Genomic DNA, 15,925 nt, shown 5'->3' with positions numbered 1-15,925 from the left:
ATAATGGATTGGGTTTGTCATATTCCGTCGTATTTTGTCGTTGTTTTCCGAATATTTAAAAATGAATAATTATTACTACCTTCTATACTTATTGTTCCATGAAAATAGTCGTATTAACAAATAGGTTAATTACGTTTAAAGCTCTATGATATCAATCTTTGATTCTGAGTAGTTCTATTCCCCCAAACCATAACTTTCCTATACTTGGAAATAAAAATAATCATAAAGTCATACATAGATTTGGATTATTATACATTCAACTATTATTCATTCTATTTCTACATTTATTTTAGAATAACGTATTGCGAAAGTCTTACAAAGGTTTCTGTTACCCAGTAAAAAATGCCCAAAAGAAAAAAGCCCCATAAGGACCTTTATCTTTACAAATTAAATATAATTCCCATTAATGAATAGATAATAATCGTCGAGAACATGATTGTCATATAGATAAGCGAATAGATAAATAACATTTTTGCCCATTTCTCCGAATCTTCTTGTCTATAGGCAACAATACTAATTATTAACCAAATCCCGCCAAGTAATAAACCTACTAACATAAGGCCAATACTTAAAGATCCTAATAGAAAACTTGCTAACATCATAATGATTAAGTAAATATTTGTTTGCAAATAGGTTCTTTTAATACCTTTTACGACAGGTAGCATCGGAACACTCGCTGCTTTATAATCATCACGTCTTCTAATTGCAATGGCATAAAAATGTGGCATTTGCCATAGAATTGCAATTACAAATAATCCAAGAAGAGCCGGATGCGTAATGTCAGGATAAATTGCAGCCCACCCAATTAAAGGTGGCATTGCTCCTGACAAGCTACCAACCTCAGTATTATAGACCGTTCTCCGCTTAGTCCACATCGTATACGGTACTATATATAAAAACAGACCCATAAATCCTAATAGCGCTGATAATAAAGTTGTAAGAGAAAGTGCTAATATTCCTATTACCGCCAATATAATAGCAAGCCATATCGTTGTTTTTATACTAATGGCACCTGTTACCGTCGGTCTTACCTTCGTTCTCTCCATTACCGCATCAATATCACGATCATACACATTATTAAAAGCACCTGCAGCGCCAATAATTAAGGCTGTACCGATAATCGCCAGAATCATCTCAGGAATTTTGTCTGTAATCTTATACTCATACGTGTACATCGCCAATGTTAGACCAGCAAACATCGGAACAAGATTAGATTTAATAATTCCTGTTTTTAAAGTTTTATCCAAAGTAAGTTTTAATTCCTTAAAGTTACTCATACTACTGTTTATATTCCCTTCTATCAATCCCACAAAAACTATAGGACTATATTCCCTTTAACACTTCTACTATTGTAACACTTCTTTCGTTTTTTTTCTTGCAAAATTAGTACTATTTATTGAACGAATAGAATATGAAGGAAAATAATATTTTTCTCTCTAATCTAGTTTAACTTCAAGATTAGGATGGTTAAGGTGATGGAATAGCAGATCTATTTGGGATTTCGTATTTCTAGCTTCCGATAATTCTGGTATTCTATCTGGTGAGAAGAAACTAACTTCACTAGTTTCCACACCTGTTTCAAGTGTCCCACCTTTTATTTCACATTGAATAAATAATTTATATACGTGATAGGCAGAAGGTGGATGGGGATGACATTTTTTATCCAATACTGCTAATAACTTATTAGCCTCTACATCTAAACCTGTTTCTTCTTTTACCTCTTTTACTACAACTTCACGTGGTGATAAACCTACATCTGCCCACCCTCCAGGTAATGCCCATTTATTATCTGTTTTTTCTTTTACCATCAGTAACTGCTGATCACGAAAAATAACTCCCCGAATATCAACCTTTGGCGTTGCATAACCTGTTTCATTAGCAAACAAATTTCTGATGATTTGGTTGTCAGTAAGTGTTTGTGTCGCCAGAATCTCATTACTGATTCTTCTAACTTCTTCAAACCGTTCGATATCATATACATCTTTCGAATACGTTAAACCATTCTGGGCAATTGCTTGAAGCTCCTTTGCCCAAGTTAACCATTTTGGCTCCATTATTCCACCCCTTATTCTACCAGCAGATAAACCTAAAAAATATCTTTTGCATCCTTTGGCAACGCTCGTACCCTGGTTAAATACTTCATCATGTTTTGACCGTCTTTCTCTACATAGTGAAAAGCCTCATGATTTGCTACTTCCTTCGCTAGTACTCGGAATAATTCACATGTAATAAATACCCCATCCCAAGTATTTTCATAATCACCGTCCGTGTACGTACTTCGATACATCTTCCAATATTCATTCGGAAGATACAATTCAAAGTACTTCCCCATTTTACCAGGGGAGATTTCATAATCATGGTTCATTCCAATCCACCAGGAAACTACTTGATTAAGTCTTGGACGAATTACCAGTTCATACATCTGTTTAGCGTACGGTAGCTCCTCTCTCCATAATCCTTTAGCGACATTCTGTATACACCACCAGAAATCATTACAACAACTGAAATACTCCGCTTCAGATGGCTGTGTAATCCAGTAATCCTTATCAGTTGCTGGTGGTATTTCCGGTAACCAACCATCCTTGTCCAGTAAAGAAATTGTAAGACTATCCTCTTGATATGTCGATAACATGAATTCTTTTGTTTGAAGATGTAAATCTATACGGTTTCCGTCTGAAAATAACATCAAATAGCCATAGTTCTGACTTAAATCCACATCAGCTCCAAGTGCTTTATCATTTCTCTCAGGCTCCTGGATCATTAAAAATTCTCCAAATCGATTAATCCAATTCTGATCCATTACAAATGAATTCACGTCAGTTACAACAAAAACAACATCATAGTCTTGAAAAATGTCCGTTGGGGCATTCACATTCGCCCTTGAACCATTCATATATACTGCACGTATCCTTTCGTCTTCCTTTGCTACCTGTAAGATTAATTTGACCATCTCTTGTTCTGTTCTCATTAAATTAACTTCCCCTAATATTATCCATTTTATTTAAATAGTTATACTATTTGCATTATAGTCTACGCACATAGAAAAAGCGACAGAATGCTCTGTCGCTTACAGATTATATTATCCCAAACAAATCTAAAAATACTCGAATCGCTAGTAAAGTAACGACTAACAAAATAAATCCATAGATGATATTCTGTCTAGTATTATTTATCGCCGATCCAAGAACTTCCTTTTTATTACATAAAACGAGAACAATCCCTGCAACTATTGGCAATGCTAGTCCATTTAAGGCCTGAGCCGTAACAATAATCCCAATCGGAACAGCTTCGAACATCATAATAATGATAATGGGTACAAGACTTGTTACAAGCATTATTACCCTACTTCTAGTCGCCTTAAAATCTTCTTCTTTACCAATTGACTCATTCATCAGCATACAAGCTAAGGAAATTTGGTATAGACCAGAAGAGAAGCCAGCTGCCCATAAGCCTAAAGAAAATAATACTGCAGCATATCTACCCAGTAATGGGGTTAGCTGTACTGCCATATCTGCTGCACTTTCTACTTCAATCCCCTGTGTATACATGACAGTACCAGCACATACCAAGATAGCTCCAGTAATTAATGCTGTAGCTGTCATATTTAACCGTAAATCAAATTTGGAAAGTTTTAATTCACGCTTAGTAGAGAGGTTATTCGCATTCTTATATTTGGATTTTGTGAAAGCGGACAAACCAAGGACAATATTCGGCGGCATTGTTGTAGCAAGGAGTGCTAGAACTAACCAATATTCTCCTCCTAAAGTTTGAAAGGAAAAACCAACTGTTACCAGATCTCCTAAGTCTGGTCCTGAGAAAAAAGCGGTAAGGACAAATGCCAGTATCATCAAGGCAATGAGGACCTTATTAATATTCTCTAATATTTTATAAACACCAATCCAAGCTATCACTAGTGCAACCAACGACATCGATAATGCCCATACTGTTAAAGAAATATCTGGAATAAAATAATTTAATGCAAGTGCAGCACCTGTAAAATTACCTGCCTGAAATGCAATTGCACCAATTAAGACGGTTATAAATAAAAATATCGAAACAGGCTTACCGATATAATCTCTAACACCTTCCATAATCGAAATCTTTTTTACAATCGTAATTCTGGTTGCTGGTTCTTGATAAAAATAGGCAAAAATACAAGCAAGTATGATGATCCATAGAGCTTGATAACCATACGAAGAACCGGTTACGGACATCGTTGTTATCGTACCAGGCCCAATAATTCCAGCGACCACAATCGCTGCTGGGCCTAACCCTTTCATATAATCCTTAAAGGAAATACGTTCATCCTTGATCGTATTATTACTATTATTATTTCCATTAACCTTTGCCTTTGACCCAGGCATCAAATTCCCCCTTTAAATTTTATTATGGTTTTACCCATAGTAGATTAATTATTCCAATATAATTGGCATGTAAAATCAATAAAGAATTATCTATCTTTATAGACTACAATTTTTTCATATAACATTCTAACATATAAAAACTGTACCTCCAATTGTGATATTCTACAAATGAAGATACAGTTCTTTCTATAAAACTATTTCTATGTTTACGTAAAATATTCAATCTTGGCTTCTGGAAAATAACGATATATATAACTCCCCAATGTATCCTTAATATCCTCTTGTTCATGATCCGTGTAAACGTATTTTCCTATACCATATTTCCCCCACTTCCACTTACGCTTCGATTCATCAAGCTCTAATTTAGTCATAGGGTAGTTTTGTTGAATTACCCGCTTTGCTGGTTTTGTGAAACGATGCTGAATCATCTCAAACGTCAAATCCCTTCTTGCGTAGGTTGGAAGAACATCATTTAACATTTCAAACATCTCACGGTATCCCTCTTTCCAACCTTCATGTAAGTATATTGGAGCTACTATAAAACCTAATGGGTAACCAGCTTCTGCAATTTTAACTGCCGCTTCGATTCTTTCATTCAACCGTGAAGTTCCTGGCTCAAAATACTTGATAATATAATCATCATTTATACTAAAACGAAAACGAGTTTTTCCGTTATGTTCAGCATCCAGTAAATGGTCTACATGAGAGAACTTTGTAACAAAACGGAGCCTTCCATGTTCTGTCTTACCAAAATATTCTATTGCTCTTTTTAGTGTATGGGTTAAATGATCAACACCAACTATATCTGAAGTGCAGGATGCCTCAAATCTTGTTATCTCTGGTGCTCGTTCACTCATGTATTCCTCGGCTGCCTCGAATATTTCTTCTACATTCACATAAGTACGAATATATGGCTTACTTCCCATAGTTGTTTGCAAATAACAATAATGACAATGCCCCATACATCCTGTAGCAAAAGGAATTGCATATTCCGCAGAAGGTTTAGATGTATCAAACTTTAATGTCTTTCTAACACCAACAACAAGAGTAGACTTCGCAGTTCGATATTTCTGAAAATGATTTTCCCCAGGTAGGTTCCTTATCTGATTGTGGGAGGTTGTTTCTCTAATTTCTATTCCCATATTTTGAAACTTATGCAATAACTCTTTACCAAGTGAATATTCGAGTGCACGTGGCTCGATATAAACTAATTGAGGTACAAAGGGCTTAACCATAGAATTCATCAAACTCCTCTGGCTTTCCGAAGGCTTCTTTATAAGCATGTTCTGCCTCTTCTTCCGTTCTAAAGACAGCGAATTCCTCCGAGAAAGGGTAGTATGTTTCATGTGCAAATAATGCTAGTTCAAAAGGAGAATCAGGGTTGACTACTACTGCAGCTTGTTGAACTTGTGCAACATCTTGTGCATGTGGGTTTCGAATAATAATATAAACTACCTCGCCTGGACTAAAATTTCTTATCAAAGCAATCACCAAACCCTTTCACATAATTATCTTCATTATTCCTCTTCTTCTGGTAATTATGTGAAAAAATATAAATAATGGAGCTCTTTCAAATAAAATAAGAGGTAATATTGCACACGAACTTCCTTCTAGAGATAAGTTTAAAATAACGGATTAGAGGAGAATTTATGGAAATCCATTATAAAATTCTAAAACTGTTTCTAATCATAAAAATTCTTGTTGAATGATTACAGCTATATCTGCTTATAACCGAGGATAAGATTCATTCTACACGTGACCGAAACAGTTAATACAGATGAGGACTATTTTAGATATTAGAGGCTATGTGGGAACTGTATTGCATTGGTATAATGCAATAGAATCATTAGACTTATAAATCTAATGAAGTATATATAAACTAAAAAAAGTTCTTCTCTAAAGAGAAGAACTTTTTTAAGCTAATTATAATTTTGTAACGTTAGCTGCTTGAGGTCCACGGTTACCTTCTGTAATTTCGAAAGATACTTGTTGACCTTCTTCTAGAGTTTTGAAACCGTCGCCTTGAATTGCTGAGAAGTGTACGAATACATCGTCTCCACCTTCAACTTCGATAAATCCAAAACCTTTTTCTGCGTTAAACCATTTTACTGAACCTGTGTTCATTAAGAAAACCTCCATGTGCTTTATGCACGTTATTACTAATTTCAGTTCAAGATGCTAATTCAAGACGAAGATAATGACTAGAAAGTTATTACATATATCTTGTAATCCTAACACGAACATCAATAAGTTAATATTAGTATACCACGTTTCAGATAAAAACTATACCTTTTTTTTATAAAATATCGTAAACATTAAATGGAAACCATTATGTCTAATCTACTTTCTACATTTTCATTGTATTTCCAGTAAGCATACTTACTGAAGAAACTTTATACCAAAACATTATTATTTAAGTGTTACATGCTCTCCATACTTCTACAAGTTTCATTGAGCACTAGCCATCTACTCGTTAACAGTTGTTTCTAATTTGTTCCGCAATACCTTAACAAATCTTTCCGGTTCATCCACTCGAATAGCGACCCTTCTGTATTGTTTTTTAAATCCCATGATTAATACTACTTGGGTCGGTTTTCTTAATTCAAGTATGACTGTAGGAGTTACTTTTTCTAAGTCTTGAGCAATAAAGTCGACCGTCTCTTTCGCTTTCTCTTCATCTAACTCTGCGGTATGATGGATTATTCTTTCTACATTAGACCATTCCAACTCCATACGCTTCATCAAACCTAATGATACATATAACTTTTCATTCGTAACCAGTGTAGGGTTTAACCGAACAGCCTGGATATCTCCTAGTAAAAGAATAACACCATAAATATTAAAAATAAGGAGTACAACAGCAACTACTGGAGAAATATAATATTATGTAACCACCAATGGATCCCAATGGACTCAATCACAATGGCGTGGATAAGCATTATTCGTAGGGCTATAAAACTAGAATTTTGATGTAAAGTAAAAGTTGTTTGGGTCAATTTAGGTTGCTTCCTCCAGCTTGCAAAAGCATAATAAAACATAAGCATTTCAGAACATATTATGTGGATAATGGGGGCGTTATTAACCATTTGCTGTACTGCTTGATGGAAGGAAAATAATACCGGTAATGCGCTTTGTTTTACCAGTTTTATTATTTTGGGAATATAAACGAATAAAGATATCAATATACTTAACTCGATTAGAATTAATACCCCTTCTGCTATAAAACCGATCCATGTAAGAGCTGCAAAAGGTTGTAAGTAATGGAAAGGGATAAGAAACCTAGTAAGAATTAGTCCTATTGCAATCGCACTAACAATATACTTCCAGCTCCACTTCCTAATCCAAGCAATAAAGAGTATTGGGGATACAATAGCTAAGTCAATGATAGAGCCGATTACTACTCCATTTGAATTTTCCGGAATGATCGACACACCGAATGTTGTATGATATAGCAACATATTTGAACTGAGTATTAACACTAACATCATTAGCCAACCATGTCGCAGCAATTCTCGACTAAAAGACATTCGAAAACCTTCCTTCAATATAAAATGAAGATTAAACATGGGGATGATCTAATTATATTTTAACAAAAATTCTAGATATTTAGTATATATAAAGAAAAAACTCATTTTGTTAGCCAAAAAGACTTTCTTTTAAGTAAAAAAACCCGCTTAAAGCGAGTTTCCTTTTATTCAGCATTAATAACTTGGTTAATTAGTTTAATTTTACCGAGAATTTCGGATTCACGATGTGCTAACATAATTAACAAATCACCATGTGTTTCAACATGTCCATAAGGAACTTTAAATTTTACATTTGATTTCCAAAACAAATCATCAAAATTATTGATTCTGATTTGTTGTTCCTCCAACTGTCCAATTAATTCCTCTAATGTCGGGACTTCAACCGACCAATCCGCAACCGCAATATCAGAACTAAATAGCTCATTATAATGGCTTGGTAGTTTTTGAGATGACTTTTTAACGAACAGCAATTTTTCGTTCATTAATAAGGTATTTCCAATATACCAACGAATTGTATTTTCAAAATACTTGGACTTTCGATCTACTAAATCTTCATCTAACTCACGGATGAAGGTGAGTAAAGATGTTCTACTCAGGTTAAATTGCTTTAAAAATGACATACTTGCTCCTCCTATCTAGAATTATTATAAATAAAAAGCTTGTTATATTCAAATAAAAGAGATGTGCCTAATGAACGACACATCTCCACCATATTTATTGAATGGTAACCTTCACTCGTCTTACTCCCCATTTTAGGGCTTCCGCACGAGTTGGAACGAATACATCTATCTTATTTCCTTTAATTGCACTACCAATATCTCCAGCGATAGCATAACCGTAGCCTTCTACATAAACAACAGACCCAAGCGGTATCACTGATGGATCGACTGCAATAACTTTTGTATCCGGTTTAGCAATTAAATCTATCCCCGTATGGGTAGTTCCTGAACACCCTTTACAATTTGCAGTATAGGCTGTTGCTGTTACCGTAAGGGTTTTGTCACTGACTTGATTTAATGTATCTTCATTAGTGCCTTTGTTACTATTTTTTTGCTCACGTTCTGCTCTCTCTTTTTTGGCTTCTTCTTTGGCCTTTGCAGCTGCTTCTGCTTCGGCTCTCGCTTTTGCCTCAGCTTCTGCTTTTGCTTTAGCAGCAGCAATTTGTTCTCGAACTTTTGATTCCATCGAAGCTAAACTATTTTCTTCTGATTTTAAATTTTCAATCTTAGCTAAGAGATCATTTTGTTTCGACTCAAGTGAATTTTTCCTCTGCTCATTTTGTTGCTTTTGTTCTTGTACTTCTGCTAAAGCTTTTTCTTGTTCTAGCTTCAGTTCATTTAAGTGGTCAAGTTTATTTAATGAGAGTAATTGTTTTTCTTCCACTGCTTTCATGTCTGCCTCTAATTGGGCAATTAAATCTGAGTCGGATTTAGTAATTGTATTTACCATCGTAATACGACTAATAAAGTCACTAAAACTTTGAGCTCCGAACAATACTTCCAGATAACTAATATGTCCACCAGACTTTTGATAAGAAGAAATTCTATCTTCTAATAACTTATGTCGTTTAGCTATATTTTCATCTAATTCTTGAATTTCTTTCTGAAGCTGCTCTATTTCATTAACCGTATTATGTAGCTTATCTTCAGTTTCATCGATTAATAATTGCTTTTTTGAAATTTCTTCTTCTACGTCGTTTATCTCTTCATTTAGGTTATCAATTTCAGACATAATAGTAGAAATTTGTTTTTCTGCACCTGAAAGATTCTCTTGAATTTGTTCACGCTGCTTTTTAATTTCTTGTAAATCATCTTTTTTATCATCAGCTAAAACATGTGTACTAAATGAAATACCAAAAATAATTGTAATAGCTAAGGTAATTACAGTTAATTTTCTCAACTTTTTCCCCTGCTCTCCTATAATCTAGTAGATACATACTTTAAATTGAAGTATACCATTACTAGATTTCAACCTCTTTAGCAGGATATTACAATTACATTTCATAATTTAGTACCAATCGATTAGTTGATATTCATTACCGAACACATAAAGTGTATTCTATCTCTGCTTAAAGTAGTCAGGACACAACCTGGTGTTAATATGACAACAGCGCTCCAAACAATAGGTAGCCTTTTCACTTAACACTTTCGTTATGTCCCAGTCTGGTTCTCTATTTAATATGCGCCTTCTACTGCTGCATCTTTTACATCTTGTGGTACTTCAATGGAATCTATATTATTCACATTTTTATATTCGGATTTCACATGCTGTACCATATCAATTGTCTCGCCTTCTACCGTCATGGACATTTCCATATCCATGTTGTATCTCTTTAAGTCATATGTTTCCTTGTCAATAACCATTTCAATATACAGATTCTTTATTTCCATATCCTCAAAAAGCTGTGATAAATCACCTAGCTCCGCAGTTAATTCTTCAGGAAGATATTCGTCTAGCATTTCTTGAGAAAGTTCTTTAAAGCCTTCCCCATCAGCAGTTAATTTAAATACATACTCATTATCTACTTGTTCAAACTCGAAATCTTCTACATACTTTTCCATCATATTTAGTTGTTCAGACACATCTGGCTGATTTGCTGTTACTGTTTCAAGTGGAATCATAGAACTATCCGCTTTAATCCACTCTCCTGTTAAGGATTCAAATATATACATTTCATCTTCAACTAGATACATCTCTGTTTCCATATCTAATGGTACTTCACTACCCATACCTGGAATATCCATCGACATGGACATAATTCCCTTTTGATGCATTGCGATCGGATCATTTATGACGGAACCTTGCAAATCACTAGTAATCGTTATCTTCCCTTCATCCCCCACAGAAAGCTCTTGATCCAACTTAATACTTACTTCCGCACTTTCCATGTTTTCAGATGCTTCCAGTGCCTTGTTAAATACATTTTCTGCGTTTTCTCCACAGGCAGCTAGCCCGATAGAAACCATTACTAGAAAAACCGTTACTATCCACTTTTTCAAAATGTTACATCCCCTTTATAAATATTTATTACGTCTAATCATACGACAAATATCTATAAAGGTTTCACGAAAAACAGTAAATGCTCCTATTTGATTCAAAAGGCCTATAAACAAAAAGGAAACTCCAATTATAAGAATGGAAGTTTCCTTTTTTCATTACGGTATATCATGAATATTTTGTTGTGCTTCTTGGACTTGCTGTCTAATATCATGTAAATCCTCAAAAGCCTGCTGAAACTGCGAATTGTCTGTTGCTTCTGTTCCAGCTTGGTTTTGTAAGCTTCTTAGCTCATTTTCTGTTTGGTTCAGTAATTGTTCTGCTTGCTCTAATTGTTGTAAATCTTGCCCTTGAGCTTGTAAGACTGAAGCCTGGGCATCTTTTAACATTTTACTTGCCTGCTGTAGTTTCTCATGCATATTTACCTGTGCCAAAATAAGTACCCTCCATTATGCTTGAACTAGCTAAAACTTCCTTTATATAGTGTTCCAAACATTACTGCAAATATGTGTAAGCAATCTGGATACTTATTTTTAACAGACAAAGACAAGAAGTAACTAGGGACAAGCAATTTAAGGGCCTATTTCTCAGGAATTACACAGCCCTCATCTGTACAAACAGTTGCTGATTCCTCTCCTAATTTTTTCAATTTAGGCTTTGGCGCTTCTTCTTCCCAAACTTGATTAATTGCACTTAAGAATAACTCTGTCGGTTGTGCACCTGAAATGGAGTATTTTTGATTGATAACAAAGAATGGTACACCAGTTGCACCATATTGTTGTGCTAACATTTCTTCATTACGTACCTCACTAGCAAATCTCTCCTGATCCTGCAAAACAGTTACGACCTCTTCTTTAGTTATACCTACAGAATTAGCTATCTCTACTAACGTATCATGGTCACTAATTAATTTACCTCTTACAAAATATGCGTGAAGCAATTGTTCTGTCAGTTCTTTCCCTTTTCCAATTGTCTCTGCATATTTTGTTAACCGATGGGCATCGAACGTATTAGTAGGCTTCATTGTATCAAAATTATACTCTAATCCAACACTCTTCGCTTGCTCTCCAATCCCATGATTAGCTTGTTTAGCCTCTTCTACACTCATTCCATATTTTTTTGCTAAAGCTTCATGAATCGAAACCCCTGCATAGTTTTGTGCGTTAGGATCAAGTTCAAAGCTTTTATATTCAATTTCTACTTGATCACGATTAGGAAATTGTTCAAGTGCACTTTCTAATCTACGTTTCCCTATATAACAAAATGGACAAACAAAGTCGGACCATACTTCAATTTTCATTATAAAACTCCTTAATATTATTTACCTTTTATTATTTAATTGACTAGCTCTTCTATTTAGAACTAGCTAAGAAATCCTTTTTTAAAATGGCATACATCAGTAAGTCATCAAATTTACCATTACCATATTCATAATTTCGTAACAATCCTTCGCGAAGAAATCCATGTTTTTCTACTAAGTGGATAGATGCCAAGTTAGCTGGTTCAATTAGTGCTTGCACCCGTTCCAGCTCCATTGTTTCAAAACCGTATGCTAATACCGCCTGCAATGCTTCACTTGCTATACCCTTCCCCCAGTATTCCTGGTTTAACTCATAACCAATATCCACGCGATGATGCATTGGCACCCAATTAAGAAAGCCCAAGCTGCCAATAATCTTATCTTCATCTTTTAGTGTGATTCCCCATCTGATACCTGTTTGTTGAGTGAATATCTTATTATACCAAGCTATTTCATCAAGTACTTGTTCCGTCGAAACGAAGGGTGGTAAGCCATAATATTCCATAACATCTGGATCTTGCAAATAGGTTAGCATATTCTCTGCATCCTGCACTTCTATTTTCCTAAGTTGTAATCGTTCTGTCTCCATTACTGGAAACCTTGTGTGGACTTGTTTCATCAATTTCCCCTCCGTTTTATAATAAATGCATCATTTTCTCCGCTTCATCCCAGTTCACACTAAAACCTGCTCCTTTAGCACAAAATACCGAGGATGACGTATATTCTGGATCGGCACCTTTATCATAAGCTATTCGCTTGATAATTTCTTCCTCATTATGACATTGGTCATACCCCGAAAAAGTTAGTGTCATACTCCCCCTCCCCTTTGTAAAAGAAGCAAGTTTCATCGGATAGTCCATAAACGTAGCTACTGGTACCTGACCAATGATAACAGCTTTCTCTCCCTCAGTCACCGGTGCTTCAAAACGACCATGTGCGGCCTGGACATCTGATAAAACCCTTCCCATTTGGTCTATATCCACCTTGATTTTAAAGTGATAATACGGTTCTAATAATACATTCTCCGCCTTCTCTAACCCTTGTCTAATTGCTCTAAAGGTTGCTTCTCGAAAATCTCCTCCATGAGTATGTTTCGGATGAGATTTACCAGTTAACAGCGTAATCTTTACATCTGTTAATGCCGATCCAGTTAACAATCCATGATGTTCACGCTCAAACACATGTTGTTTAACTAAGTTCTGTAATCCAACCGATAAGTGATCGGTGTGACATTTACTATCATACAGGATACCACTATTCCGTTCTCCAGGCTCTAACTTCAAGTGCACCTCAGCATAATGGCGCAGCGGTTCAAAGTGACCATAACCAATAACCTCAGATTTTATGGTTTCTTTATATATGATTTCTGGTTTTTCAAATAGAACCTTTAAACCAAAACGTTCCATAACAACTTGTTCCAATACTTCAAGCTGAATAGTACCCATTACATGGATATGAATTTGTTGAAGTCGCTCTTCCCAAGTTACTTTTAGGGAAGGATCTTCGGCATCTAACATATTAAAATACGCTAAGGCTTCTTTCACATTGACATGTGGTTCAAATACAACGTTGGAACGAAGAGTAGGTACTAATTCATACGTGTTTCTATCCGTTATTGCCCCAATGCCGTCCCCTATATTCGCCCTAGTTAGACCAGTTACCGCAAATAGCTCTCCTGCTTTAACTTCAGGAACAATTTCAAAATTACTTCCATTTAACTTTCGTATTTGGGTTATTTTCTCCGAAATGATTTGCTCTTGAATTTTATAGGTCGCTTCATCGCGCACCTTCAGTCTTCCACTTAACGCTTTGATAAATGTTACCCTTGTACCTGAATTATCATAGCGTATTTTATAGGCTCTTCCTGAAAACTCACCTTCACTTTTATATGCTGTCGATGTCAATAAGTGAAACGCATCTAAAAATTCCTTCATACCAATATCTTGTAAAGCAGAGCCAGAAAATACAGGGAAAATCGTACCATCAATTATCATTTGTTGTATCTTTTCAAGCCATTTTTCTGCGTGATAGCCATTCTCCAGATAATACTCTAATAACGATTCATCACGTTCTGCTATAAACTCGATAACTTCCTCATCTAATACCATTCCTTCTGCAAGTGAAGGTAATTCGATTATATCTTCTGAAAAATATAGCTTCATATCTGCTATTACCCGATTAACATCTGCCCCAGTTCTGTCTAGTTTATTAATAAAGAAAAAGACGGGAACTTGATGTTTTTGTAAAAGCTTCCAAATCGTCTCTGTATGTCCTTCTATCCCCTCAACTGCACTAATTATGATGATGGCATAATCCATCACTTGTACAGCCCGCTCCATTTCTGGAGAAAAATCAACGTGTCCAGGTGTATCAATAAGGTAATAGCTAGAACCCATATAAGAGAAATAGCCTTGACCAGCAAAAACTGTAATTCCCCGTAGTTTCTCTATCTCATGACTATCCAGAAAAGAACTTTGATGATCCACTCTTCCCCTATTCTTGATCGCCTTCGTATGGTATAGTATTTGTTCTGAAAAGGTGGTCTTACCAGCATCAACATGAGCAAGGATCCCAATCGTTTTATTCATTTGAATACTCCTTTTAAGCTACTCGCAGCATATTATACCAACCTACCTAGAAGTAACCAGCTCTTCTATTTCAAAGAAAAAACATTGGGCCTTGGCTTCCAAGTTCTGTTAAAATCCATATTCCGCTTCTTTTTCTTCACGAATCGTATGGAAAGCTTCCGCTAATACAACGATATCTTCTACTAATCGATCAATTCGTAGTAATACATCGTCATTTGTAATTTTCTTTTGATAGAAATCCTGTTCTTCTATAAATACATAGGTCTGAACAATATGAGCTTTCATATAGGACAAGATAGGTTTTATTTGTTGCTCAGCCACTAAGAAATGCTTCGCTGAACCAGCAGTGACAATCAGCCCGACAATTTTATTTAGAAAAGCGTTTTCAGGTAGTAAATCAAAGATATTCTTTAAAGGGGCTGGAATGGAAGCTTGGAAAATGGGAGTTCCTATGATCACTATATCCGCAGCCATAATTGTTTCGACAACATACCCGGTATCCCCATCATACTCTAAATAATTCCGACCATCACTGAATTGAATATCATAATCTTTTAAATCTAATAATGTAACCTCTGCATTAGGATTGTTATCTATCATTCTTTTTATCGTACAATCCATAGCAGTTCGTGTTTTCGAACCAGTGATAGAACCGGATAACCCGACAATTTTCAAACTAGCTTCCTCCTTATTCCGGTACAACTATATAATCGTTTTATTGTAACGTTACTTTGTTATGGTTCATTTATCACAAGTGAGATTATTTCTCACTTACTATAGTCATAGTACACCAAACCAGAAAATGATAGCTAATAAACTGCTTAAAATCCATCTTAATAACAAAGAAAGGCAAAACATAGCTATAAAACTACTTTATTCTACAAATTCAAAAAGAGCCTGGGACAAAACTAAAACAAAGGTATTAAAACGAACCATCACCACATTAGCCCCGGAAATATACGGAGACTCCTGTGGGAGGAAAGGCATCGGTGAGACCCCAAGGGAGCGTTAGCTCTTAGGAAGCTCACCAGCCGCCCGACGGTAAAGAAGACACTGCGAGGTCTTTTCGAGCAGATGTCGCACTTATACTGTGATAAAGTATAAAGAAGACACTGCGAGGTTCTCTCGAGCAGATGTCGCACTTATGCT

Annotated in this window: 17 protein-coding genes; all 17 read right to left on the bottom strand. The window is 35.4% G+C overall.

Features of this window, described 5'->3' with window-relative positions; genetic code table 11:
• Nucleotides 1-380: 380 nt before the first annotated feature.
• A complete protein-coding gene (gene cyoE, locus ACSKT4_RS00665; RefSeq protein ID WP_186870091.1) occupies nt 381-1,277 on the bottom strand; it encodes a heme o synthase in 897 nt (298 codons plus the stop codon).
• A gap of 159 nt (nt 1,278-1,436) precedes the next feature.
• Nucleotides 1,437-2,054: an NUDIX hydrolase gene (locus tag ACSKT4_RS00660; RefSeq protein ID WP_186870090.1), complete on the bottom strand. Its 618-nt coding sequence runs from the start codon at nt 2,052-2,054 to the stop codon at nt 1,437-1,439.
• A 32-nt stretch (nt 2,055-2,086) separates the two neighbouring features.
• Entirely contained in the window at nt 2,087-2,968 is an 882-nt protein-coding gene (locus tag ACSKT4_RS00655; protein WP_465822636.1) for an aminoglycoside 6-adenylyltransferase, read from the bottom strand.
• A 106-nt stretch (nt 2,969-3,074) separates the two neighbouring features.
• Entirely contained in the window at nt 3,075-4,364 is a 1,290-nt protein-coding gene (locus ACSKT4_RS00650) for an Nramp family divalent metal transporter (RefSeq protein WP_343457244.1), read from the bottom strand.
• Between the two features lie 206 nt (nt 4,365-4,570).
• Nucleotides 4,571-5,599, bottom strand: coding sequence for a spore photoproduct lyase (gene splB, locus ACSKT4_RS00645; protein WP_186870158.1), 1,029 nt, complete (start codon nt 5,597-5,599; stop codon nt 4,571-4,573).
• The gene (locus ACSKT4_RS00640; protein ID WP_425516488.1) at nt 5,592-5,855 is read right to left on the bottom strand and encodes a transcriptional regulator SplA domain-containing protein; all 264 of its coding nucleotides are present in this window, start codon (nt 5,853-5,855) and stop codon (nt 5,592-5,594) included. The genes splB and ACSKT4_RS00640 overlap by 8 nt, the downstream gene beginning before the upstream one ends.
• A gap of 432 nt (nt 5,856-6,287) precedes the next feature.
• On the bottom strand, nt 6,288-6,488 hold the full coding sequence (cspD, locus tag ACSKT4_RS00635) for a cold-shock protein CspD (protein ID WP_186870086.1): 201 nt from the start codon (nt 6,486-6,488) through the stop codon (nt 6,288-6,290).
• 342 nt (nt 6,489-6,830) lie between these two features.
• Nucleotides 6,831-7,097, bottom strand: a complete 267-nt coding sequence (locus ACSKT4_RS00630) for a hypothetical protein (RefSeq protein WP_465822634.1) — start codon at nt 7,095-7,097, stop codon at nt 6,831-6,833.
• A gap of 131 nt (nt 7,098-7,228) precedes the next feature.
• A complete protein-coding gene (locus tag ACSKT4_RS00625) occupies nt 7,229-7,891 on the bottom strand; it encodes a hypothetical protein (protein WP_465822633.1) in 663 nt (220 codons plus the stop codon).
• A 164-nt stretch (nt 7,892-8,055) separates the two neighbouring features.
• On the bottom strand, nt 8,056-8,511 hold the full coding sequence (locus tag ACSKT4_RS00620; RefSeq protein WP_186870084.1) for a DinB family protein: 456 nt from the start codon (nt 8,509-8,511) through the stop codon (nt 8,056-8,058).
• A 94-nt stretch (nt 8,512-8,605) separates the two neighbouring features.
• The gene (locus tag ACSKT4_RS00615) at nt 8,606-9,790 is read right to left on the bottom strand and encodes a PcsB-like coiled-coil domain-containing protein (RefSeq protein WP_465822631.1); all 1,185 of its coding nucleotides are present in this window, start codon (nt 9,788-9,790) and stop codon (nt 8,606-8,608) included.
• Between the two features lie 275 nt (nt 9,791-10,065).
• Nucleotides 10,066-10,890 (bottom strand): DUF6612 family protein, encoded by an 825-nt coding sequence (locus ACSKT4_RS00610; protein WP_186870083.1) that lies wholly within the window; start codon nt 10,888-10,890, stop codon nt 10,066-10,068.
• A gap of 156 nt (nt 10,891-11,046) precedes the next feature.
• Nucleotides 11,047-11,322: a hypothetical protein gene (locus tag ACSKT4_RS00605; RefSeq protein WP_211741615.1), complete on the bottom strand. Its 276-nt coding sequence runs from the start codon at nt 11,320-11,322 to the stop codon at nt 11,047-11,049.
• A 146-nt stretch (nt 11,323-11,468) separates the two neighbouring features.
• Complete coding sequence (locus ACSKT4_RS00600; protein ID WP_211741616.1) at nt 11,469-12,188, bottom strand: DsbA family oxidoreductase; 720 nt, start codon at nt 12,186-12,188, stop codon at nt 11,469-11,471.
• Between the two features lie 52 nt (nt 12,189-12,240).
• On the bottom strand, nt 12,241-12,807 hold the full coding sequence (locus ACSKT4_RS00595) for a GNAT family N-acetyltransferase (RefSeq protein WP_211741617.1): 567 nt from the start codon (nt 12,805-12,807) through the stop codon (nt 12,241-12,243).
• Nucleotides 12,808-12,823: 16 nt separating this feature from the next.
• The gene (locus tag ACSKT4_RS00590; protein ID WP_186870079.1) at nt 12,824-14,776 is read right to left on the bottom strand and encodes a GTP-binding protein; all 1,953 of its coding nucleotides are present in this window, start codon (nt 14,774-14,776) and stop codon (nt 12,824-12,826) included.
• A gap of 108 nt (nt 14,777-14,884) precedes the next feature.
• Entirely contained in the window at nt 14,885-15,451 is a 567-nt protein-coding gene (locus ACSKT4_RS00585; protein ID WP_186870078.1) for an NADPH-dependent FMN reductase, read from the bottom strand.
• Nucleotides 15,452-15,925 lie beyond the last annotated feature (474 nt).

This window comes from Ornithinibacillus liuyingii, from assembly GCF_055550225.1.
Note: the sequence above shows the minus strand (reverse complement) of the source record. Positions and strands in the feature narration are given on the sequence as shown.